Origin of the sequence: Tannerella forsythia 92A2, from assembly GCF_000238215.1 — a bacterium.
Lineage (GTDB): Bacteria > Bacteroidota > Bacteroidia > Bacteroidales > Tannerellaceae > Tannerella > Tannerella forsythia.
Window position 1 is genome coordinate 3,221,293 of the sequence record NC_016610.1, and the last position, 24,555, is coordinate 3,245,847.

Annotated in this window: 21 protein-coding genes and 1 pseudogene; 14 read left to right on the plus strand and 8 right to left on the minus strand. The window is 45.4% G+C overall.

Annotated elements, in window-relative coordinates; translation table 11 throughout:
- Positions 1 to 55 precede the first annotated feature (55 nt).
- Positions 56 to 1,711: an AMP-binding protein gene (locus BFO_RS13100; protein ID WP_014226268.1), complete on the minus strand. Its 1,656-nt coding sequence runs from the start codon at positions 1,709 to 1,711 to the stop codon at positions 56 to 58.
- A gap of 163 nt (positions 1,712 to 1,874) precedes the next feature.
- On the opposite strand from BFO_RS13100, the gene BFO_RS13105 reads away from it, so the two are divergent.
- Positions 1,875 to 2,156: an IS110 family transposase gene (locus BFO_RS13105; RefSeq protein WP_041590951.1), complete on the plus strand. Its 282-nt coding sequence runs from the start codon at positions 1,875 to 1,877 to the stop codon at positions 2,154 to 2,156.
- 50 nt (positions 2,157 to 2,206) lie between these two features.
- Here BFO_RS13105 and BFO_RS13110 read toward each other — a convergent pair whose 3' ends face one another.
- Positions 2,207 to 3,025: an IS3 family transposase gene (locus BFO_RS13110; protein ID WP_014226269.1), complete on the minus strand. Its 819-nt coding sequence runs from the start codon at positions 3,023 to 3,025 to the stop codon at positions 2,207 to 2,209.
- Positions 2,967 to 3,221: a hypothetical protein gene (locus BFO_RS15890; RefSeq protein WP_014226270.1), complete on the minus strand. Its 255-nt coding sequence runs from the start codon at positions 3,219 to 3,221 to the stop codon at positions 2,967 to 2,969. The genes BFO_RS13110 and BFO_RS15890 overlap by 59 nt, the downstream gene beginning before the upstream one ends.
- A gap of 454 nt (positions 3,222 to 3,675) precedes the next feature.
- Between BFO_RS15890 and BFO_RS13120 the strand changes: the two genes are divergently transcribed.
- A complete protein-coding gene (locus BFO_RS13120) occupies positions 3,676 to 4,590 on the plus strand; it encodes an IS982 family transposase (RefSeq protein WP_014226226.1) in 915 nt (304 codons plus the stop codon).
- A gap of 57 nt (positions 4,591 to 4,647) precedes the next feature.
- A complete protein-coding gene (locus BFO_RS16300; RefSeq protein ID WP_041590952.1) occupies positions 4,648 to 4,854 on the plus strand; it encodes a hypothetical protein in 207 nt (68 codons plus the stop codon).
- 99 nt (positions 4,855 to 4,953) lie between these two features.
- Here BFO_RS16300 and BFO_RS16725 read toward each other — a convergent pair.
- Positions 4,954 to 5,103: pseudogene (locus tag BFO_RS16725) on the minus strand (hypothetical protein); the annotation flags it as partial.
- A gap of 181 nt (positions 5,104 to 5,284) precedes the next feature.
- Positions 5,285 to 5,866, minus strand: coding sequence for a hypothetical protein (locus BFO_RS13130; protein ID WP_014226274.1), 582 nt, complete (start codon positions 5,864 to 5,866; stop codon positions 5,285 to 5,287).
- 625 nt (positions 5,867 to 6,491) lie between these two features.
- Here BFO_RS13130 and BFO_RS16305 point away from each other — a divergent pair.
- From BFO_RS16305 to BFO_RS13180, 11 genes are all read left to right on the plus strand, one after another.
- Complete coding sequence (locus BFO_RS16305) at positions 6,492 to 10,097, plus strand: helicase-related protein (RefSeq protein ID WP_014226275.1); 3,606 nt, start codon at positions 6,492 to 6,494, stop codon at positions 10,095 to 10,097.
- Between the two features lie 178 nt (positions 10,098 to 10,275).
- A complete protein-coding gene (locus tag BFO_RS14620) occupies positions 10,276 to 10,872 on the plus strand; it encodes a TetR/AcrR family transcriptional regulator (protein WP_051322484.1) in 597 nt (198 codons plus the stop codon).
- Between the two features lie 47 nt (positions 10,873 to 10,919).
- Positions 10,920 to 11,729, plus strand: a complete 810-nt coding sequence (locus tag BFO_RS13145; protein WP_014226277.1) for a hypothetical protein — start codon at positions 10,920 to 10,922, stop codon at positions 11,727 to 11,729.
- The gene (locus BFO_RS13150; protein ID WP_014226278.1) at positions 11,722 to 12,852 is read left to right on the plus strand and encodes a beta-ketoacyl-ACP synthase III; all 1,131 of its coding nucleotides are present in this window, start codon (positions 11,722 to 11,724) and stop codon (positions 12,850 to 12,852) included. Before BFO_RS13145 ends, BFO_RS13150 begins: the two co-directional genes overlap by 8 nt.
- A gap of 23 nt (positions 12,853 to 12,875) precedes the next feature.
- Positions 12,876 to 15,128, plus strand: a complete 2,253-nt coding sequence (locus BFO_RS13155) for an efflux RND transporter permease subunit (protein ID WP_014226279.1) — start codon at positions 12,876 to 12,878, stop codon at positions 15,126 to 15,128.
- A complete protein-coding gene (locus BFO_RS13160) occupies positions 15,125 to 15,859 on the plus strand; it encodes an outer membrane lipoprotein-sorting protein (protein WP_021644789.1) in 735 nt (244 codons plus the stop codon). The genes BFO_RS13155 and BFO_RS13160 overlap by 4 nt, the downstream gene beginning before the upstream one ends.
- Before the next feature lie 11 nt (positions 15,860 to 15,870).
- Entirely contained in the window at positions 15,871 to 17,277 is a 1,407-nt protein-coding gene (locus BFO_RS13165) for a hypothetical protein (protein ID WP_014226280.1), read from the plus strand.
- A 54-nt stretch (positions 17,278 to 17,331) separates the two neighbouring features.
- Positions 17,332 to 18,762, plus strand: a complete 1,431-nt coding sequence (locus BFO_RS16310) for a DVUA0089 family protein (protein WP_244262921.1) — start codon at positions 17,332 to 17,334, stop codon at positions 18,760 to 18,762.
- Positions 18,762 to 19,760: a DUF7689 domain-containing protein gene (locus BFO_RS16315; protein WP_456243253.1), complete on the plus strand. Its 999-nt coding sequence runs from the start codon at positions 18,762 to 18,764 to the stop codon at positions 19,758 to 19,760. Before BFO_RS16310 ends, BFO_RS16315 begins: the two co-directional genes overlap by 1 nt.
- A gap of 10 nt (positions 19,761 to 19,770) precedes the next feature.
- Positions 19,771 to 20,298, plus strand: coding sequence for a hypothetical protein (locus BFO_RS13175; protein WP_014226283.1), 528 nt, complete (start codon positions 19,771 to 19,773; stop codon positions 20,296 to 20,298).
- Between the two features lie 84 nt (positions 20,299 to 20,382).
- Positions 20,383 to 21,051 (plus strand): HAD family hydrolase, encoded by a 669-nt coding sequence (locus tag BFO_RS13180; RefSeq protein WP_014226284.1) that lies wholly within the window; start codon positions 20,383 to 20,385, stop codon positions 21,049 to 21,051.
- A gap of 521 nt (positions 21,052 to 21,572) precedes the next feature.
- Here the strand turns inward: BFO_RS13180 and BFO_RS13190 are convergent.
- Genes BFO_RS13190 through menB form a run of 3 tightly spaced genes read right to left on the minus strand, consistent with a single transcriptional unit; the run spans position 21,573 to position 24,552 of the window.
- On the minus strand, positions 21,573 to 22,634 hold the full coding sequence (locus BFO_RS13190; RefSeq protein ID WP_014226286.1) for an AMP-binding protein: 1,062 nt from the start codon (positions 22,632 to 22,634) through the stop codon (positions 21,573 to 21,575).
- A gap of 23 nt (positions 22,635 to 22,657) precedes the next feature.
- Positions 22,658 to 23,728, minus strand: coding sequence for an o-succinylbenzoate synthase (locus BFO_RS13195; protein ID WP_041590813.1), 1,071 nt, complete (start codon positions 23,726 to 23,728; stop codon positions 22,658 to 22,660).
- A complete protein-coding gene (gene menB, locus BFO_RS13200) occupies positions 23,728 to 24,552 on the minus strand; it encodes a 1,4-dihydroxy-2-naphthoyl-CoA synthase (protein WP_014225282.1) in 825 nt (274 codons plus the stop codon). Before menB ends, BFO_RS13195 begins: the two co-directional genes overlap by 1 nt.
- Positions 24,553 to 24,555: the final 3 nt, after the last annotated feature.

The window sequence follows — 24,555 nt, forward strand, 5'->3', positions numbered from 1 at the left end:
GCCCCTCCGACCCTTCAATGAATCAGGTTGGGCCGTTTTTTTCGATGACATAAGACTATGCCTTCTCCTGATAAAGGTAACGCTTGATGCTCTGCTTGGGCGTCTTCTCAAAAACTTCGTTTCGCAATTCCAATTCTTCCACCTTACTGTATTTCGGAATACGCTCATTGAGTACTGTCAGATTTTCTTTCATCAAGACATTAAGCTCTCCTTCCGTCAGCCCGTTTTTCGCCATCAATTCACGGTCGGGGTAGATCAGAGCAACTAACTTATCGCCACGATGCACAATAAGAGACTCACCCACATAGGGCAGATTATTTAAAATATTTTCAATCTCTTCGGGATAAATATTCTGTCCGTTCGAACTGAGAATCATCGTCTTGCTTCGTCCTCTGAGAAAGAGAAATCCGTCTTTGTCTATCGTACCGAGGTCGCCCGTAAGCATCCATCCGTCGGCAGCCATTACTTCGGATGTGGCAGCCGGGTTTTTATAGTAACCCAGCATGACGTTCGTGCCGCGCACCATGATCTCGCCCGCTACCCGTTCAGGATCGGGCGAATCGATCTTCACTTCCATTCGGTCAACAATCTGCCCGACGGAACCTTCCTTATACGTATCCCATTGCTCGTACGAAATCAGCGGGCCGCACTCTGTCATACCGTATCCGACCGTGTACCGGAACCCGATGAGGCGAAGAAACGCTTCTACCTCCTTATTGATCGCCGCCCCTCCAATCACTACTTCAGTAAATTCGCTTCCGAAAGCGGCGTTCAGTTGAGCAAGAATTTTCCGATGGATCATCTGTTTCACAATCGGCAACTTACATAGAAATTTCATCTTAGGATGCTCAAGCATCGGAAAGATTTTATTCCGTACAATCTTTTCGATAATCAGTGGCACGGCGATAATCAATCGCGGCTTAACCGCCGCGAAACTGTCGATAATAATCTTCGGGCTCGGTACGCGTGGCAGGAAATGGATATGGCAGCCTTTATTGATGCCGTTCAGGATTTCAAAAGCCAAACCGTACATGTGCGCCATAGGAAGCATACATACGAAATGATCGCCCGAATACACAAAAGGCAGATGGTCTGCCGCATATTTCGTGTTGCTCCATAAACTGCGGTAAGGCAACATGACCCCCTTGGAAAATCCGGTTGTACCCGACGTATAATTAAGCACCGCCAATTCTTCCGGCTTTTCCATATAGAAGCGTATTTCTTCGAGTGAAAATGCGGGATGCTGTCTGTGAAAAATGTCCTTAACCTGTTCACGCACCTTCACCAGTTCCGGTCGTTTGCTGCGAATCACCGACCAGTCCTCAAGTGACAAAATCAACTCGACCTCTGCGATGGCCTGTTCGTTAAGTACTTCCCAATTTTGTTTGGCGGCGAGCAAAACCTTGGACTCCGAATGATTGACGATATGATGGACGTTTTCAGGCTTGAAATCATGCAAGATAGGAGTAGCGACCGCACCGTACGAAAGGATGCCGAAAAAACTGATCACCCACCGCGATGAGTTACGTCCAAGGAGGGCCACTCTGTCGCCCTTACGAATGCCGGCTTGTTCCAACAAGATATGCAGCTGATAAATCTCGGCGGCAATGTCTTTGTAGTAAAATGTTTCACCTTGGTAATCGGTCAATGCGGGTAATTCCCAATGTGCCTTGAGGCTGTCTTCGATAAGTCCTAAAAAACGATTCTCCATGTCTGTGTTTTTAAATTTATTCTATTTTATTTAGCTATACAAACTTACATAAAAAAAAACGAGTTTTTTTATACGCCTTCGGATAAAAATCAAGCCGCCAACTGTTCTATAGATAATTAAGGTGCTCAAAGGCACGATTGTTTCACTTTTAAAAATTATCATTATGAGAACAGTCAGCGGTCTCGATGTCCACAAAGATAGCATCTTTATGTGCATTTTGGACGAACAAGGCAAAAAAAGAGAAGAAAAATTTGGTGTGACAACCCGTGAAATAAAGCGGCTGTCATCTGTAATGCACACTCATTACGTGAGAGAGGTATGTATGGAAAGTACCGGGATTTATTGGATACCGATTTGGCGATTGCTTGAAAACGACTTCGCTCTTCTTTTGGTAAACCCTCAGTTCCTTAAACAACTACCCGGACGTAAGAGCGATGTGTCCTGAGAAAAGTTGACAGTTGTTTTGTTCTTATCGTTTCTTTTTTCTTTCATGATTTACGCCACTTTTGATGCATGTACTTGTTCTGGGGTAAGCAAATTCAAAGCCCAATGCGGACGTTTGTTGTTATAAATTTCCACCGAAGAACGGACGGCTTTGAGTGCCTGAAGATAATCATGAAAGGTATTGTCCAGATAAAACTCATCCTTTAAGATGCCGTTCACACGCTCGGCCGTACTGTTCTCGTAACAGTGGTTCTCCTCGGTCATACTGATCTGCACGTTAGCCTTTTGAAGCATACGCACATAGTCCGTGCTGCAATACTGAATGCCCCGGTCGGAATGATGCGTCAACGGCAGGGCTTTGTCTTTCCTGCTACCGAGAGCCATTCGCAAGGCTTCCATCGCCCCTTCGATGGCAAGGCTGCGGCTCAACGACCAGCCTACAATCTTACGCGAATACAGGTCTGTTATCAAGAACAGATAAACAAAGCCTTTCAACGTACGAAGATAGGTAATATCGCTCACCCACACCTGATTCGAACGGGTTACCTGCATGTCTCGCACCTGATTCGTCCATTTGTAAAATCGATGGTAAGACTGCGTAGTGCGCGTGTAGCTGCGCTTAGGAACCACCAGCAGATCGTTATCCCGCAGGATGTCAAAGAACTTGTCTCGTCCGATAGAGCCCACCTGACGTAAGTCGCCCCCCAGAAGATGATACAACTTCTTGCCTCCCAAACGCGGCATCTGACGACGAACTTTTTGAACCATATCCACTACGATGCCTGTTTTCAATACACTCTTAACCATCTGACTATTGCTCTTGTAATAGGCTTGACGGCTGATGCCGAAGTAAAGACAAAGACGGCTCACGGCTTCTTCCTCCTGAAGTAGACTGATAACTCGTGTTCGTACTTTTTTTTAAGTCCAGGTTGAACATCTCGTCGGCTACCTCAATGACTTTCTCCGAACATTTGTGATTCAGCACAAGCTCGGCGTAAGCCTCTTTCAAGGCTTTATTCTCTGACCGAAGACGCTTTAATTCATCTAATTCATCTCTTGTTTCCACTCGTACTACTTTGTTTAATAAATATGAATGTCCATATATATGCCTAAAATTAATTATATATTACTGATATACAGAAATTTATTTCTTTCTCCGATCCATACATACAAATTATTGTTATTAAATCGTTTAATGGAGCTTTTAGGTACAAACACGGATATTCATTTTAATAAATGATGTTTACCCAATTTCTTAAGCCATGCCTAGATGGTTTGACCTCCGCCGATACCATATTTATGACGGCAATCCTCGATGCTTAAGCCATTTTTCTCGATCTCTTCTACTACTTGTAATTTAAAACAAGTACTGTACCGAATTACTTTTTTCCTCTTTTTGTCATTTTGTCCTAATTTTTTACGTGAGTTCGGGATAAGAAAAGTCTTATAAAAGTTGGTAATCACAGGATTATTTTGTATCTTTAATCTTGAAAAATAACAAATTACAAAAATACACCCATATGATTACCAAGGATAAAATTACGGAAATATTTTGCATTCTTGATGAGTTTAGCAAGAATTTTGATGCGGAAATGCAACATCATTCGCTTCCTACCGGTTCCCCAAAGGCTCGCAGACGTCGTAAAGCCTCACTTAGTGACAGTGAAATTATGACTATTTTGCTGGTGTTTCATTTCGGAACCTTTGCTAATTTCAAACATTATTATTTGCATTTCATCAAAGTGCATTTGCGCTCCGAGTTCCCTTCGGCTGTGTCGTACAATCGCTTTGTGGAGCTTGAAAGCCGCGTGTTCTTCAAACTCATGCTCTTTCTTAAACTCTATGCCTTTGGAAGATGTACGGGCATCAGCTTTGTGGACAGCACGATGATTCCTGTCTGCCATAATTTGAGGCGTTATGCCAATAAAGTATTCAAAGGTATAGCCACGAACGGAAAAGGTACCATGGGATGGTGTCACGGATTTAAACTTCATTTCGTATGCAATGATCGTGGAGAGTTTATTACGTTTTGTCTTACAGGCGCTAACGTGGATGACAGAAACCCGAAAGTCTGGCAGGTTTTGGCTAAAGAACTATACGGAAAACTCTTTGCAGATAAGGGATATATCTCCCCTAAACTCTTTGAAAGCCTGTTTGATGACGGCATCCATCTTGTAACCGGAATCAAGGCAAATATGAAGAACAGACTTATGCCCTTGTGGGACAGGATCATGTTAAGGAAAAGATACATCATAGAATGCATCAATGATATGCTGAAAAACACAGGCAAACTTGTACACTCAAGGCATCGATCAATCAATAACTTCATCATGAATCTAGTCTCTGCTATAGCTGCATACTGTTTTTACGACAATAAACCTGAAGTCATTTATGGATACACCATACAACAAACCAAACAGATGGTCTTATTTTAATAAACATTATCCCGAACTCACGTAATTTTTTCTGTCAACCTTTTCTCAGGACAGGACATGCCGACACCGGTTGAACGAGAAGGTCTGAGCCGTTACAACGGTTTCGGCGGCCTCGCGTGCATTCTCAAGCCGGTCGATACGCTTGCCGACCGTACCCGTTGGGTCAAATCCGAACTGGAACTCTTCCCGATAGTGGCTAATCTCAAAAATATTATCCACCAAAACACGAACAGAGAGCAAGGATTTAAACCTTTTATGGAATAGAATTATATTAAGTTTATTATAATTTTTTTTTCCCGTTGTTTTATTCTCTAATAAATAAAGCTGTTTAAGATTTACAGCTATCATTTTAAAATGACCTAATTTATTCGAATAAAAACACCCTTGATAACCAAATAGTCCCCCGCTGGCAAATGTTCTTATTGCTCCTTTTAGAATTCTTTTGTCAACACGTTGAATTTTATATTCTTCAATATTAAATACAACTTTTCCGATTATTCTGTTTATGATGATATAATTGTTTTTTTAATTATTGATAGTGGATAGGATATGAAAAGAAATAAATTCAATAAAGTGAGGATTATAGAAACAAGAAGAATTTTTTTGAAGGCAAAAAAACTATACACTGTGAATAATAAAACGGATAAAGTTGTAATTATTACAAATTTCGACGGATTGATTCTTTTTTTCATTTTCATCTATGGTTTAGATTTCTTTTTATAGTTTCCGATAAAAAGACTAGCGATTTATTATAGTCTTTTTCTTCCAATCCTATTTGAGAGAAAGTTTTTCGAAGCATTATTTCTACATCTTGATACTTATCCAACGTAGTGTCATAAGTTAGAGATTGGTTTAAATATAAATTTATAGCCTTATCTTCTAAAAATTTTGTCAAATAAAAATCTTCCTCAGATAATTTTCTCTGCTCTACAATATTATTGTCATTTGCTGCTTCAGCACCAACTGTTTTTACGGCAAAATGTACCCAAAAAGCGACTTCTACGACAGCTACAGTTGCAACAGCAAAATAAATAGCTAAAGCAATAGCGCATATCGGGGAAAGCTCTGCATCAATGTCAATCGCTGAACGCATATCGGATACCATTTTCATATTCCTAAAATCTTCTGATTCCAATAATGTATTTAACTTTTTTATAGAATTGGATTGTAAAAGACCTTTATTTTTTAATATTTCTAAGAATAATTTGAAATCTTGCCTATTTATTGCATTCAGAATATCATCACTACCAAGAGCAAACAATAAGTGGTTCCCCAATGTCCATTCGTTACAATTCTTGTTCGTAGCCCCCTATCTGTTGCGTACTTAATACATCTAGCTAATCTTTGAATTCCGATTAAAGTGCATTCGCCTCCGGTAAATACAACTGTTTTAAGAGATGGGAATTCCCTTACGGATAAGTCTATGTAATATATTATATCCTCATATGTCATTTTCTTACTTTTTACCGGAGAGCAGTTGAAACAACAATTAGGACAAGCACTTGTACACTGATAGGTAACTATCAATGATAGTGTGTGAGGTTGAATGAGCTTTATGTTTAAATCTAAGAAAGCCATTTTATCTACACAGTTTTTAAGATGCAAATTATAATTCACAAATAATATTTTTGCAAATGTATAAAATTTAATCGTTATTAAATGCTATATAAAAATAAATAATATCAATCTGCAATTCGGCCCCATCGGCTTGCTGTATGCCCAACTTGCGAAAATAAGCGCTCTATATCGACTTACGCGACACCTACCACCGCCTTTATGATTACGAAACGACCCGGGAGATCGAAGACAAAGAAACCCGAAACCGCCTGAATACCCTGTACGACCGTTTCGTCGGCGCTTACGGACATCTCAACGCCCGTAAAAACGCCGAACTCCTGCGTATGGATACCGGCAGCTCCGACATCTTCTTCCTGGAGCGAAGCCGGGACGGGCAGTATATCAAAGCCGACATCTTCGACCATCCGACGGCTTTCAGCCAAACGGCGCTCCGGACGGCGGAGACTCCGTTGGAGGCCTTATCCGCTTCGCTGAACAAATACGGAGAAGTCCGTCTCGCTTACATGGCCTCTCTTTTGCCGGAACAGGAAGAAGACGAGATTGTCGCTGCGCTCGAAGGTCGTATATACTATCATCCCATAGAACGAGGTTATCAGATCGCCGACCGGTTTATCTCCGGGAATGTCATCGAAAAAGCGGAAGAAATCGAACAGTGGGTATTACAGCATGGAGAGAACGAAGCTGTCAAGAAAAGCCTTTCGGCCCTGAAGGCAGCGATTCCGACACCCATTCCGTTTGCCGATCTGGACTTCAATTTCGGAGAACGCTGGATTCCCTCCGGCATTTATGCCCGATTCGCATCGGAACTCTTCGAAACCGAGGTTCATATCGGATACAGCGCACCGGCCGACGAGTACACGGTCAAAGCTCCGACGAAGAATCTGAAAATATCTCATACTTATGCGGTCAAAGGCGAGTTCAAAACCTACGACGGAATCAATCTGATGAAACATGCGCTTCACAATACCATTCCCGATATCAGCAAGTCGAAAACGGTTCTTGACCAAGAAACCGGAAAAGAGAAGCAGATCAAAGTACGGGACGGGGATGCCATCCAGCAGGCCAATACAAAGATCGAAGAGATGCGGGAGCAGTTCAGCGCATGGCTTGTCCGGCAGCCCGACACTTTCAAGGAAAAGCTTGCCGACCGCTACAACCGGCTGTTCAACTGTTTCGTAAGACCGCAGTACGACGGCAGCCATCAGACCTTTCCGGGTCTGGACGTAAAGGCATTGGGATTCGACGATTTGTACAAGAGCCAGAAAGATGCCGTATGGATGCTCAAGATGAACGGTGGCGGCATCTGCGACCATGAAGTGGGAGCCGGCAAAACGATGATCATGTGTACAGCCGCTTACGAGATGAAACGGCTCGGTCTGGCGAACAAACCGATGATTATCGGACTAAAGGCCAATGTGTACGATATTGCCGCCACATTCAGCAAAGCCTATCCCAATGCACGTATTCTCTATCCCGGCAAAAACGACTTTACCGTCCGAAACAGGGCAAGGATTTTCAGCGATATCAGAAACAACGACTGGGATTGCATCATCCTGACCCACGAACAGTTCGGGGCCATTCCCCAATCGCTCGAAATACAGGAGGGGATTTTTCAAAAAGAACTCGACTCGGTGGAAGAGAATCTGGAAGTGCTCCGTCAGCAGGGACGGGAAATTTCCGGACGAATGCTGAAAGGGTTGGAAATCCGGAAAAAGAATCTGGAGGCCAAACTCACCCGGATTGCCGACGACATCGCCGAACGGAAGGACGATACGATCGATTTCAAACGGATGGGAATCGACCACCTTTTTGTGGACGAAAGCCACAAATTCAAGAACCTGACTTTTACGACCCGTCACGACCGGATAGCGGGGCTGGGCAACAGCGAAGGCAGTCAGCGTGCCCTGAACCTGCTCTTTGCCATCCGCACCATTCAGGAACGCACGGGCAAGGATTTAGGGGCGACCTTCCTTTCGGGAACGACCATTTCCAACAGTCTGACCGAGCTGTATCTGCTGTTCAAATACCTGAGACCGCAAGCGCTCGAAAAGCAGGGAATCGGAACGTTCGACGCATGGGCAGCCGTCTTTGCCAGGAAAAGCACCGACTATGAATTTTCGGTGACCAACGAGATTATCCAGAAGGAGCGATTCCGCACCTTTATCAAAGTCCCCGAATTGGGAGCGTTCTACGCCGAAATCTGCGATTTCCGCACGGCGAAGGACATCGGGATCGACCGTCCGGAAAAGCATGAAATTCTGCATCACATTCCGCCGACGCCCGAGCAGGAAGCCTTTATCCAAAAGCTGATGGAATTTGCCCGTACGGGTAATGCCGAGCTATTGGGTCGGGAGAAACTCTCCGATCGGGAAGAAAAGGCGAAGATGCTTATCGCTACCGACTATGCCCGAAAGATGTCGCTCGACATGCGGATGATCTCTCCTTCTTACGAAGACCATATCGACAACAAGGCTTCGCACTGCGCCCGACTGATCCACGATTATTACCGGAAATATGAACGGGAGAAAGGTACCCAGTTCGTTTTCTCGGATTTGGGCACGTACAAGCCCGACGAGTGGAACGTTTACAGCGAAATCAAACGAAAACTGACCGATGATTACGGCATCCCTGCGTCGGAAATCCGTTTCATTCAGGAATGCAAAACGGAGGCTGCCAAGAAAGCGATGATCGCGGGCATGAATGCCGGCAGCATACGTGTCCTGTTCGGCTCCACCGAAATGCTCGGAACGGGCGTCAATGCCCAGCAGAGGGCTGTGGCGGTGCATCATCTTGATACGCCCTGGGTGCCCAGTGCTCTGGAGCAACGGGATGGCAGGGCAATCCGCAAAGGCAATGAAGTAGCCAGGTTCCATGCCGGCAACAAGGTCGATGTCATCATCTACGCCGTGGAAAAGTCGCTCGACAGCTACAAGTTCAATCTGTTGCACAACAAGCAGCTTTTCATCAATCAGCTGAAGACAAACTCCCTCGGAAGTCGAAGTATCGACGAAGGTGGCATGGACGAAGCAACAGGCATGAACTTTTCCGAATATGTAGCCGTGCTATCCGGTAATACCGACCTGTTGGAGAAAGCCCGGTTGGATAAGAAGGTGATGGCGATGGAGAGCGAGCGAAAGAACTTTCTTTACGAAAGAGACACGGCCCGTTCGCAACTGGCGAAACTTCAGGGCGCAGTCGAGTTTCATGAGAAGAAGATCGCCGAAGCCGGGAAAGACCGGACGGTTTTCGAGGAGCGGGTAAAGAAAAACGAAGACGGGACATACCAAAACCCGATACGGATCGATGGAGTGGAAGACGGCAGGGATATCAAAACGATCGCCCGCAGGCTGAAAGAGTACGAAGAGAAAGCCCGGACAGGCGGTGAGCACATGCCGATCGGCGAATTATACGGCTTTCAGTTATCCGTCAAGAGCGAAGCCTCCATGAAAGAGAGTTTCGACTTCGTGGATAACCGGTTCTTTGTGAAGGGTTGTGGCAGCATCTATTATACTTACAACAACGGACATTTGGCTGAAGACCCCAAACTGGCCTGCATGAACTTTCTGAATGCCTTGGAGAAGATTCCCAGAGTTGTCGAGAGTCACCGGAAAGAACTGGCTGCGACACAAGCCAAGATACCGACGTTCGAAACGATGGTTTCTGCCGTATGGAAGAAAGAGGAGGAATTGCAGGAGTTGAAGAGACAGGCCGCGGAGCTGGATCGCAAGATCGCCCTTTCGCTCAAAAAAGAGGACAACAGCGAATTGAAACCGGAAGAAACGGTCGCTCCCGATGCGACAATCGCAGTCGATGCGCCCTTACGGGAGGAGCTAAAAAGGGAACGGTCTTCCGAGCGGAGTCATACCGATTGGAAAGAAATACGGGAGGATGAAAAAATCAAACCCTGCATAAAATCCGGAAGGTGGTGAGAAGAGCTTAGAAATTAAAAATCAGCCTGCTGTTTTCATATATATGAGTCAACTCTACATTGGATTATTCAACACGGACGATTTTTTTATGCTGTATTTTTTGCATCTCTTAAAATCTTTCTTACTTTTGCACCTGTAAACCGACCGCTCGGTCTTGTTTGCAGCAAAGGATAATGATATGAACGCAACAAAGAACTTTATTTTAGAAAAGTCGTTCGGCCTTTTTCTTCAAAAAGGCTATAATGGTGTTTCAATCAGAAATATCCAAGAAGAAACCTGCTTATCAAAAGGGGCCATCTATCATCATTTCCAAGGCAAGGAAGAAATCTTTGCCAAAGCAATGGATTTGTTCTTTTTTCCGGCTCTCAGAAGTTTTCATTATTCTGATGATGAAACAAACACTCCATTGAAAAATGCACTTAATGAAGCTATTGAACATAGAAAAGGACATATTGATAAATTGCGGGAAATGACCGATTTCAAAGTTGATGACTTTTATTTTTTCAAGCTGGCCTTTCAGGTAGAAGAATTTTATCCGGATTTTAAGAGCAAAGTTGAAAATACATTTTCAGAAGAAGAAAATGAATGGAGAGAAGTGCTGCAAATGGCTGTTCAAAAGGGAGAAATCCGTAAAAATACGGATATTGATTTAACACTGTCTCTTCTTATGCTTATCCCACGAGGATTGGGATTGAGCATGGCATTTTCTTCCGGTATTTCGACCGACTCACTGAAGGAGATCTATGAAAAATTTTATCGGACATTAAAAGAATAATTTTTTTACCCCAACACAAACCGAGCGGTCGGTATCTTACAAAGGATATGGAAAAAAGAAGGATACAAATAGTCTATTATTCGCAATCGGGTTCTTTGAAATACTTGATAGAAGAATCGATGCGTCCTTATCTGGGAGATTACGTCCTTATCTGGAATCCCATTCATTGTGCGAAACCATTTCCTTTTCCTTGGAACAGGAGGCGTTTTTTTAGTGTCTTCTGCGACTCTGTTTTACATAAAGGATGCCGGATTGTATGCGACGAAATCGAAATAAAGATTGAGAAAGGTGATATGATTTTACTTGGTTTTCAGCCGTGGTTCCTTCATCTTTCATTACCCATACAGTCTTTTATAAACTCTACGCAGTTCGGTCGGATCGTGAAAGATAGAGAAGTTATTCTCTTTACCTGCTATCGCAATACCGGAGCCATGGCAAGGAAACAAATGGCGGCGCATGTAGAAAGCCGTGGCGGGCATATAGTTGCCGAGCTGGAAATCTCGGATCAATCTAAAGAGCGGTCAAGCGCTTTCCGATTTGTCAGATGGTTCTTTACAGGAAAGAATGACCCGTTTAGAAACATGGAAAAGCAGCAGGAAAAAGTTTGGAATGTTTTAGATGAAGTATTGCATAAGTCGAACCGAATCAGAATTCAATATCAAGAAAAACAACTTCTGAAAGAACAATATATACTTGGGAAATTTCAAAGATGGGCACATTTTATTCAGCCTGCAGACAAAATATATCGCTTTCGTTTATTGCTGTTTCAAATATGGATTTTAATGGCATTGATATTTGTTTCACCAATCATGAACCGTATAATCAAATCAAAAAAAACAAAGAACAGTTATGAATGAAGTCTTTATTACAAGAACATCTTCTTTCCTTCCTAACGAAGCCGTTGAGAATGACAACATGGAACAAATCCTGGGGATGGTCGGTGGTCATCCTTCCAGAGTCCGCAGTATCATTCTCCGTCAAAACGGGATTAAGAAACGCTATTATTCTCTTGACAGAGAGGGAAAGATTGTTTACACAAACGCAGAATTGACCGCTATTGCCGTAAACAAGTTATTCGATCAGGCTATTTCGTTTAAGGACATAGGTTTATTAGCCTGCGGAACGTCGCTTCCGGATCAACTTTTCCCATCACATGCCGTTATGACACATGGTCTTTTGGGGAATAAGCCGATAGATCTGCTTTCTCCTTCGGGTGTCTGTTGTGCGGGTATGCATGCTTTCAAACATGCTTATTTATCCGTGCTTTCCGGCATGTCTCAGAATGCCGTATCGACAGGCTCGGAACTGGTCTCGCCTGTACTTCGTGCCGATAATTTTGAAGAAGAATATAAAATGTTGAGTCTGGTCGAAGAAAAGCCGATTATTGCTTTTGAGAAAGACTTTCTCCGTTGGATGTTATCGGACGGTGCCGGAGCATTCTTATTCGAAAACAGATGCAGAGGAGATTTGTCTTTGAGAATCGATTGGCTCGAATCCATCTCTTACGCAAATGAACTGGAGGTCTGCATGTATGCAGGAGCCATTTTCGAGAACGAACGTTTCAAAAGCTGGAAAGAAGCCGATCCCCTGGAATGGGGACGAGAATCTTACTTCGCTGTTAAACAGGATACGAGACTTCTCGGAGCCCATGTCATAGAAAAAGGAGTCGACTTCGTTTGCGAGAATCTTTGCAAACATGATATCGGCTTCAATGAAATAGACTACGTGCTTCCCCATATATCCTCAATGTACTTTTTCGATAAGCTGAAAAAAGGCTTTGAGATGAAAGGTTATCCGGTGGCGGATGGACAGTGGTTCCTCAATTTGCCTTATGTGGGAAATGTCGGGTCGGCTTCTATTTATTTAATGCTCGACGAATTATTCCATTCGGGTAAACTCAAGCAAGGGCACCGGGTTTTACTTATCGTACCCGAAAGTAGTCGATTCTCCTATTCAGTGGCGTTACTCACAGTTGTATAAGTAAATTTCAAATTATATCGTATATGAACCGTATTGCAGAATTTATCGTCAAAAAACGTCTTGCCATCATTACGGCCGGCGTAGCAGTTACGTTGATACTCGGCTATTTTTCGACCAAGCTGACCATCAACTCCAATTTTATGTCCTACTTACCCGATGATGATCGGAAAGTTATGCTGTTTGAGCGAACGGACAGCTTATATGCCACAGGAAATATCATCGTAATCGGGATGAGCAATACGGAAAATACCATTATAACGCCAGAAGGAATATCGGTTATACGGCAGGTTACCGACTCCATTTCCGAAATAGAAGGAGTGGAGAAGGTAACCGGCCTGACCAATGTAATCGATATCAGGCATCGTAACGACGGAGTGGAAATAGGACGATTGATGGATGAAGAGATAATTCCCGACTCTTTACCCTCCTTACAGTCGTATATTTTGAATAAAGAGATGTATCGTGGCCGACTGTTGTCGGAAGACGGTCGAAGCACGGCAATCATTGTTTTTGTCGAAACAGCTGCCGACAAGGAAAAAGCAGCCCGGGAGGTAAATGACCTGCTTGATGAAGTCAGGCGATCGCATCCCGAATTAACTGTTTATTGCGACGGTTTGCCGATGCAGCAACAAAGCCTTACGGAATCGACGAAAAAGGATCTGATCCGGCTTGTTCCCCTTGTCTGCTTGCTGATTGCTCTTATTCTCGCATCGACACTGCATTCGTTGCGAGGCATATTCCTTCCGCTGCTTTCCGTGGCGATGGGCAGCATTTGGAGTATGGGGGCGATGGGACTGTTCCATGTTCAACTTTCTCCCATATCCGGTTCGATTCCGGTTGTCCTTTTTGCCGTAGGATCGGCTTACACAATACATGTTCTGAACTTTTTCAAATTGCTTGAAAACGGCGAAAATCATAAGGGAATCGTCGTAAGGGGAATAACGATTATAGGGGTTCCCGTAATGCTGGCCGGACTGACGACCATTGTCGGTTTCCTTTCATTTATTCCGGGGACATACCTGAGCATCATTCGTGATTTCGGTATTTTTATGGCATTGGGTACATTCTTTTGCCTGCTTTTGTCACTTACCTTTATTCCGGCTGTCGAGTCCTATCTTCCACCCTTGAAACATCAGGAGAAAAAACAGAAGAAACACGTTCTTTCCGGTGTTTTGCAATGGCTTGCCGGAGTTTCCATACATCGCAACAAAATGGTTCTTTACTGTGCCGGTGGCTTGATTCTTCTGATGGGAGCCGGCCTTTTCCGACTAAAAAGTAATATTGACGTACTCTATTATTTCCCCGAAAAGCATCCGTTAAGACAATCCGCAGCCTTTCTCAACCGGGAATTCGGAGGAACCCTCCCTGTTCAGATCAAGGTGACTGCTGACCTGAGACGTTCCGAAACGCTGGCAGCCATGCAAGATTTCGAAGATTTCCTTTCCAGACTTCCGCATGTGCATAATCCGCAATCGGTAACAGAGCTTATCAAAGAAATGAATCAGGCTATGGGGGAAGGCAAGCAAATACCCGACACACAAGAGAAAATACAAAACCTCTGGTTCCTGCTCGAAGGAGAACCCGTAATGGAGCAGCTCTGCAATACCGACAAAAGTGAAGGCATGATCCATGCTACCATGTGTAATGCACCGACCGGAGATTATCATGCGGTAAGCCGGAAAATCGACGAATATGCCGCCGCACATTCATCCGGTACGGTGCAATTCGAAACAACCGGATTGCCTTCCATCTATTCGAATTTTGACTATAATTTGATGCAGAATCTCTTCTGGAGTCTGCTGTTAGCCTGCATATTGGTATTTATCTGTATGACATTTCTGGTCAAATCGCTTAAAAGCGCCCTTGTCGGATTTGTACCGCTTATGAGTGCCATCCTTTTCATCTTCGGACTGATGGGCTATCTCGGCATCGCCCTTAATCTGGCGACTGTGCTGATTGCCGGAGTTGCCGTAGGGATTGGGGTAGACTATTCCATCCACTTTATTTCCGGTTACCGGAATGCGCTCGTATCGGGGAAAGAGTGCAATGAAGCTGTCATCCAAACACTTCAGACTTCCGGAAAGGGCATCCTGTTCAATGTAACGGCTGTTGCATTCGGATTTTTGGTTTTGGTGTTTGCAGACCTCGTACCATTGAAAGAGTTCGGTCTGATCATGTTTGCCACCATGTTCGTATCCGGCTTGGCGGCAACTCTCCTCCTGCCTTCGATAATTCTATGTTTTCATATCAATCTTAATAAAACTCAGAAACAATGAAAAAATTATCTTTCTTCTTCATGGCTGCCTTTCTGCTTTCGTATTCGGCAGCATCGGCTCAAAATGCTACAACCATTTTAGAAAAAGCAGACAGTGTGCTGAATGCACCTAAAGATGTGACAGCAACCAGTACGATGACAATCACTGCCAAAAACGGCAGTCGGAGTGTCCGCACCATGCAGGTCTTTCAGAAAGGAACCGACAAACGGTTGGTTCGGTTCCTCTCGCCTGCAGATCAGAAGGGCATCGCTTTTCTCTCGCTCCCCAACGACAATCAGATTCTTTATTTGCCGGCTTTCGGAAAAACGCGTCGGATAGCTTCGCACGTAAAGAACACCCGTTTTGCCGGAACGGATTACACCTATGAAGATTTGGAGGCCAAACGTTATGCCGATAAGTGGGATGCAGAACTGAAAAGTCGGTCAGCCGGCGAATACACATTGTCGCTTACACCGAAAAAGGGGGTCAAGACAGATTATGCCAAGATGGATATCCGGATAAAAGCGGATACCTATTTCCCCGTGGAAGTTGTTTTCTACAACAAGAAAGGAGTGGCTTCCAAACGGATGACCGTCTCGGAAATCTCCAATCACAAAGGTTTTCTTATTGCCAAAACATCTGAAATGAAAGACCTTTCAGGAGGCAGTTCGACACAAACGCATCTTCAGCATGTGGAACTGAATACAGGCTTAAAAGACGATGTTTTCACCGAACGGAATCTGATGAAATAAACCATTGAACCATGAGATTTCTTCTGTTTATCCTGATGGCATGTCTGACGATATTTGCCAAGGTGCACGCTCAAACCGTCGAAGATAAACCTTTCGAGCTGAATGGCAGTCTGCAACTCGATGACCGTATCCGCCTGAAAAGCGGAGGGCTTGACTGGCAGGAATACCGGATGAGCCTGCAACCCGTGTATAAGGTAAACGATAAGGCACGGCTCCATGCCGATATTTGGATTCGCAAACTTATCACAGCTTCACCTTTCGACCAACCGGTCGAGAATGTACAGCTTCGAGAGGCATACGTCGATTTATACGGCTTTTTAAGTGAGCATATCGATGTCCGTATCGGCCGACAGCGCATTGCCTGGGGAACGGCCGACCGGCTCAACCCTTCGGATAATATCAACCCTTGGGAGCTGGAGGACTTTTGGGATTTCGGACGGCATACACCTACCAATAGTCTTCTTGCCAAATACTATTGGAATGGGTTCACACTTACGGCTGTATTCACGCCCCGGTTTTCTCCATCCTTACTTCCCGACCAAAGTTGGAAAGCAGCGTTTATGCCTGAAGTTCCCGATCGCTGGCAAATTCCGTTACCAGACGGGACGATGACGGATATATTGCTTCAGCCTCTTTCTGTTTCCCGGATGGAAAATCTGCCCGAACGGAAACTGAAAGCATCGACTTATGCTGTCAAAATAGCCCGGGATATACGCAATTATACCGTTTCGTTCGGATGGTTGCGCCAATATGCACCGATTCCGGTATTGACCCGTTTATCCGTTCAAGGGAAAATAACGAGCCTGCCCACTTCCCCTGATATGCCTGTTCCGATGAATACGACTGTCGATGCAATGCTCTCATACTCGTTGCGCAACGTCGTGAGTGCCGATTTTTCCGGTTCCCTCGGAAGTGTGGGCGTATGGGGAGAGGCGGCTTTATTTATTCCTGAAAAAACGATACTCACGCGTTCGGTCTCTATAGAAAGTCCTATGGGAACATTTAATCCGGTTCTTCCCGACAGTACAATCTTTGACGGCAATCCGTATTTGAAATATACACTCGGATTCGATTACACTTTTCCGGCTAATATCTACCTGAATGTACAATACGTACATGGGTTCTTTCACGAGGAAGGGAGGAAGAGCCTGACCGACTGGCTGGCGTGGACATGCGAATGGAAATCGGCTGATGAAAAACTGAAATTATCATTGTTGAACGGAGCTTTTCAGGTTGCCGATTTCAATAACATCAAAGAAGGGTGCACATTGTTCTGGTTGCCGGAGCTTTCGTATAAGCCGGTCGACAATGTCGAACTCAAGGCCGGTGCACACTGCATCTTCGCCGGAAAAGATGCTCCGTTTTACCCCATAAGAAAAAACGGAGATGCATATCTGAAAGTGAAATACTCGTTTTAGGAACAATCATACCGAGAAGCAATATAAAATACTAACCCCTAAAAGAGTAAAAAGATGAAAAAGTTATCGTTACAGAGTATTGGACTATTTTTCGCTGCTGCTGTTCAGACGGTATTTCTGACAGGGTGCGAAAACCGGTTTGACTTGGAGGACATTCCGCAAGAAGCGGAAATCCGGACATGCTCGGCCGTAGGCGAGACGGATAACGGCAGAGAATACCTGGGCCGTAATTTTTACCTGACAAGTTCGGATGAAGTGGTTTCGGACAGTCGATCCGGAGCAGAAAGGAAAATGCTGGCCCGTACATTTAACATTCAGACCGGTTCTGTGGGGAGCAATTACTTAGGTGTACACGTCATGGCATGTTATACCGATAAGGATGGAACATTGCAGCAAATCGAAGTGTGGGTTAATGACGAATATGCCGGAGAGCTTGACATTCGTAAAGCCGAATGGGATTTTGTTACGCTCAAGGATGGAAAAACAGTCCGGCTGCGTCAAGGAGCCAACAAAATTACTTTCTTGTCCTCTTTGCCGTATTTTCCCGAAATAGACGCTATTCAAGTTGAATCGGCGCGGCAGGCACTCATAAAAGAAGATCCTCAGTATAATGCCTTTATCGCTCTATTGAAACAACAGCGGAATGCTTCGACGAGCAAGTTGGAGCAGGAAGAAATCATCCGGATGACATCGGAGAGCGACGACGGACTAAGTGCTTTTTCCCACTCTGTGGGCAGGTCAGCTTATGACCAGGGCTGGAACTGGCAAGTGACCCCACGCGAACTCAGTAATCCCGACGGAAATTACAGGCACCTGGTTTGTGTCCCGGTAACTTATACTTATCATCGCAAGCTGTCATTGAGCAGCGGAACGCATACATTTATGACCACTCCCATCGAAGGAGACAGCTATTACACCGTCGATCCGGTTATGTATTTATACAAAATCGATGATCCTCACAACTATACGTATTATAATGATGATGCCTCCGGGCTGGGACATCACGCCCAAATAACCGCAACATTACCTGCCGGAGAATACTATCTGGTTATCCGGGCATACAGCAGTTATTATGCCTCTACTACGACGGGAAGACAAGGCTTGGTCAATGTCTTCCAGGATGGTTATATCCTGAATTCACAATGTCCGATAGCCGGTTATTCCGTGGATGTCGATTCTCCGAACACGGGTATCATCAACTATTTTACAGCGTACACGACAGGTATAGCAGAGTTCTTTCTGGAAGAAAAAGGAAGCAAAAAAGTGAAATTCTTCGGCGAATCCTATTTCTACGTTCCCCCCATGGAACAGATGTGGTTCAACGATGCACGCGTGAGGTTGACGAAGCCATCGAGTCAGGCCCGATACAATATGATTATATCTTCCGTAGGTGCTTTCGGTGCTTATTACGGCAACTGCGACGTGTATGGTTCCTGCCAGCAGGTAATGTCCGGAGACTTGGTGCCAACAGTTTTCCCAACTTGATGGTAAACGATGGCATATACAGTAGCGGAGGAGAGACCAACGTATATAACTGCGCGTCATGGGCCGGAGGCTTAACATACGGCTGGACGTGGGGAGGCATCTATGAAAGCAATACAAGTCCCTATTTGGTTGGTCCTTATTACGGCGATCCTAACGTATGGAGCAGTTGGGACGCTTTCTTTGCCAACAACCCGCAACGATATGCCGGCGCGACTGTATACACACGTGAAAATGCCGATGCAACCAATGGAGAAGTAGCCGTATGGTCCTATAACGGAAACATAAGCGGAGTTACTCATTTCTCGTGCAGAGGTACAGCCAATGACCATCCGCACGGTTACGCATGGGAAAGCAAACCCGGAGCACTCAGAAGAATCTTTCACCCGCGCGATGCTCTTAGAGGTCAAGGCATGTATTCGTATGGTCAAGTGTTCGCTTATTATAGAGATGCTAATAAGCCGGCCGGTCCTTATCCCAATCCCGGTTTGAGGAAAAATTCTTCCCAATCCATTTCTTTCGAAGAATCGGTACGGAGAGGTTTGACGGTGATTGAAAAGGTGGAACTTACTCCGGTCGAAAAAGAAACGTTCACACGGAAAAGCAAAGAGAAAGGGTTGACTGCAAACAATCCCGAAATAAGAAAGCTGTATGAGGCCTGGGACAAAAAAATCTCTTCTCAATATGCTCATATCAGCAACCCGTATGTGCTTATGGAGATTCAGGAAGGGAAAAACCTGATCGCATATTGCCGGGAAAAACAACAGGAGGCTCTGGTATTCTTTATCAACCTGTATTTTAACGATAGTCGCGAGACTGCCACCAAGGCAGTGTCCCACTATATGTTTTGCGTAATATTTTCAGAATATGGTGCAGAAATCGAGGCGATAAAAAATGATTGGAGACGTAATCAGTACAATCAAAAGGGAGCTTATATCGCACCGGTTCCTGAAATGTTCGTGAAGAAATTCGCAAAAAGATTGTTTAATAAATTATTATAGGAGGAATTGTATGATGAAAAAAATGTATGTATTTATTTTATGTCTGATCGTTTTCGCCGGTTGCAGCCAAACGGACAATGAACCGGCTACCGAAGGGAAATCTTTGATAACGGCCGTCACAAGGAGCGGCAATGTGGAAGGGATCGTCTCGGAATATGAAACAGCATCCGATGATGAATCACAATATGGTTCGATTTCTGCAAGGCTCGCTTTCACGGGAGACGATATCGAATGGTTCAATCCGAGAACACGGGAAATTAGATTCAGAAAGATCAACTCTATTCCAGTCTACGCACGAATAGAGATGAAGGTAGGGGAAGAAACGGTCTTTACGATTGTTGCGCATATAAGTGATGCTGTCAATCGGGCGTACAACAATCTTGTGTTATTTTATGACATGGAGAAGAATGCCTATTTTCTGAACGATAATTGGCCGGATTATTGGGACCCGGAGGGTACTCGCCGGAATGCGGAGAAAAGAGCTCCCGGATGGGCTAAATTCCTAAAGCAATTGAAGAAGGAAGGCAAACTCAAATGATTTAATCATTTTCCTGTAGAGAGAGAGGATGCGGCTCCCTTGCATCCTCTCTCATTTTATTGAAGCATTAACACAAAGAACAAGATGCAGGATCAGGTTATCATTTGCGACTTGGACAACACGATATTCGATACTTCGAGCATCGATCCCGAGTTGTTTGCGTCGTTGCTTCACAAAGCAACCGATTATTTATCAGGACGCTTTACCGCGGAAATCATCCTCTCGATCATTCAAGACATCGTATCCAATCCGTTCGACAGGGTATGCGAGAAGTACGGATTGCCCAAATCAATGATATTACCTGTCTTGGATGAATTGAACGGTATCTCTCTGGAGCATTCTGCCATGGTGCCGTATGAGGACTACGCCGCTTTCAGAGCGATACCGGCATATAAGATTTTGGTGACTACCGGATTCAAAAGATTACAAGAGGAAAAATTGAGAAAACTGCAGATAAGTCAAGACTTCGACCGGATAATCATCAACGATCCCGTCTATGCGAATTCGAGCAAACTGGATATCTTCCGTGAATTAAGCAGGGAATTGGACCTAAAAGACCGAAAGACGTATGTGGTAGGCGATGATCCCGCTTCCGAAATAAAAGCAGGACGGGAGTTGGGATTTACAACCGTCCTGATGGTCAGAAAGGAATACCTTTCCAACCCCTACACCGATTATATTGTCTCCTCTTTCGAGGGTTTGAGAGACCTTTTGAGAGATAATATGGAAAACGATTGCACCCTTAGGAAGTAGAATATTTTGCAAAAACTTTCTACTTACTCGTTGTGCCGATACTTCGGAATCGCTGCTGTAATTCTTTAATGCGAAGCAAAAGTTGTCCGAAAGAAATTTTGTTTCCATAAATAAAAGATTCCTGTAAAGCAGCATAGTCGTTCTCCCAATCCTTTATACATTCTACAGGAGGATAGAACTCTATTTTGTCCGGATAATCTTTATCACAGTCAGCATAGAGAACCGAACTTAATAGACCGAAAAGCGTATATACTCCGAATACATTGACGGAAATACAAAAACAAGTCGTCATTTTCCACCGATAAGAACGATAGTTTACAAAGAACAGGGACAAGCCTCTCGTTTTGCCGAGGACGACGTATTGTTCCGGTTAGGACGACCCTCCGTCTGTTTTAGGTCGTCCTAATCGTTCTGTTAGGTCGACCTAAATGCTCCGCAAGGTCGACCTTACCGGCCGTTTAGGTCGACCTTACTTTTTGTCGGGGTCGGCGTGTGTGGTTTATTGTCTCGTAGTGTGCAGATCAGAAGGGGGGGTAAGAGTCCATATTTCGGGAACGGATAATCTTTCCGGATTTTGTCCTCGGAATGCGTTCCGTATATATAATCTCCCGGGGGATGGCATGACGGGGCAACAGTCTTCTGAAAACCGCATCCATCCTCCTGCGCTTTTCCGGCGACCACTCCATATCCTCCACCACCATAACGATACGTTCCCCGAGACGTTTATCGGGCAGAGAACTGATATAAAAAGGGACTTCCATCTCCCTGAAAACGAGGTCTTCCAGTTCCTCGGGGGAGAATTTGATTCCCCCGCTATTGATTACGTAATCCAAACGCCCCTTCCACACGAAATGCCTTTCATCTACGAGCTCCACCATATCCCGGGTGCAAAACTCCGATTCCCGAATATGGGGAGCATGTATGCAAAGACATCCGGATTCGTCCCGGCGGAAACGCACTCCTTCCAAAGCCTCGAAACAAGCGGAAGCTCCCTCTCCGTTCAATCGCATGAGAGCCGTATGGGATGCCGTTTCCGTCATTCCGTAAGTAGCGAAAAAACGGGTGGGAATATCCGCCAACCGCTCTCTCGTAGTCCGTGCCAGGGGGCCTCCTCCTATCAAAAGATTTTCTACCTTTTCGAACCGGTGGCATTCCCCCGAAGACAGGATGTCCTCCACCTGCAGGGGTACGAGCGCTCCGAGTTTGACCTTCGTATGCAGGGAAGAAAGAGGCAAAGAAGAGGGAGATTCCGGCAACAGAACGGCCCCTGCTTCGAATGCCCTTACCACCATCATTTTACCGGCTATATAAGAAAGCGGAAGAGAGAGCATCAGTACGGAATCCCGGGATATGTCGAAAAAAGCATTGGTCAGCCGTGCCGAAGCCGCCATCGCTTTTTTAGGCAGACGGATAAGCTTGGGCATACCTGTAGAGCCGGAAGTACGCACCTCTATAAAATCCCGGGAATCGCACCATTCCGATACGAATGCACGCAATGCGGATTTCCACGGAACATCATCTCCCAAGGCGCCGGCGGCTATCTCCCGCAAACCGAAATACCTGTCTTCATACAGAATTTTCATAAGCCCCCCCTTTCCATATCCGTTTACAATCCCCCGTTCCCGTATTTTTCCCGGAACAAGGCCTCGATATCGCAACGGGAAGGTCTCTTCCCTGCGGCATATCTCAAATAACCGCCTTCCGTATAAAGAGGCGTATCCGTATTATTCGTAAACAAAGCGCCCGTACCCAATCCCTGAGGCAGGGGATTCCCGTGAATATAGGTCCACTGGGCAATGGCATTCAGGCCTATATTCGACTCCAAAGCGGAAGTGATCCACCACGCTATCCCCATGGATTCGGCAATCCTTATCCATTGCTCCGTGCCGTAAAAACCTCCGACAAGTGAAGGCTTGAGTACGATACAGGCCGGACGGATATAAGCCAACATCTCCCGTTTGGAAGTTTCATCGTATAAGCCTGTCAATTCCTCATCCAAGGCCACGGCAACAGGGGCATTCGCCGCAATCCTGCGCATAGCCCCGTAATTCCCGGCCCTGACGGGCTGCTCCACCGAATGGATACCGAAGGCGGATAAACGTTCCAATTTATACATAGCCTCCTCTTCTTCGAAAGCCCCGTTCGCATCGAGACGGATAACGGCATCCTTCCCGAATTTCTCGCGGACCATCCGTACCAAAGCGAGTTCCGATTCGAAATCGATAGCCCCGATTTTAAGTTTTATACAGCGGAAGCCCTCCTCCAGTTTCTCCTCCACACGCCTTCGCATAGCTTCGAAACTCCCCATCCATATCAAACCGTTTATGGGAATCCCCGCCTCGCCGGAAGTGAAAGCCGAAGGAAAAAGCAATCCCCCGCCCTCGAAGTCGGCAAGCGCCGTTTCCATCCCGAAACACAAAGAAGGATATGCCTGCCAGACGTCGGGAGTAAACTCGCAAACGCCGTTGCAAACCTCCGCCAGCCGCTCTTCGTAATCCGCTCCCTCTTCCGCACTCAATCCCCGGAATAAAGCCGCCTCGCCGTAACCTGCCCGAGAGGGGAAAGCATCGTCGTATACCCTCACGAAATAAGTCTGCTTGGTATGCAAAACGCCCCGCGACGTCCCTGCCGGCTCCTTGAATTTCAAGGTATAGGGGATATAATCGGCCTTAAGCATCAACCTGGGAATTTAGGGAACTTGTCGAAATCCGGAGTCCGCTTTTCCAAAAAGGCATTTTTCCCCTCCTGAGCTTCTTCCATAAGATAATACATAAGGGTGGCATCCCCTGCAAACTCCATCAATCCTCTCTGACCGTCGAGCTCCGCATTCAAAGCCCGTTTAATCATCCGGATCGCCATCGGACTCCGGCTCAATATCGTCTTGCACCAGTCCACCGTTTCGTCCTCCAACCTCGCGGCAGGTACCACCCTGTTTACCATCCCCATAGCTTCGGCCTCCGCAGCGGTATACTGACGGCATAAAAACCAGATCTCCCTCGTCTTCTTCTGACCTACACAACGGGCAAGATAAGAAGAACCGAAACCTCCGTCGAAACTCCCGACCTTGGGGCCGGTCTGCCCGAAACGGGCATGCTCGGCCGCTATCGTCAAATCGCATACCACATGAAGCACATGCCCTCCTCCTATGGCATAACCGTTGACCATGGCAATGACGGGCTTGGGCAGAGAACGGATGGCTTTATGCACATCCAAAACATTCAATCGGGGAACTCCTCCTCCGTCGATATACCCTCCCATTCCTTTCACATGCTGATCTCCTCCCGAACAAAAGGCCTTATCGCCGGCTCCGGTCAAAACGACTACGCCTATATCCGGACGCTCCCTGCATATATCCATGGCATCCAGAATTTCGGCATTCGTCTGCGGCCGGAAAGCATTATAAACCTTGGGCCGGTTGATGGTTATCTTGGCTATTCCCTCGAAATACTCGAATAAAATATCCTCGTATTTCTTTATTTCCTTCCATTCTCTCATATTCATCTA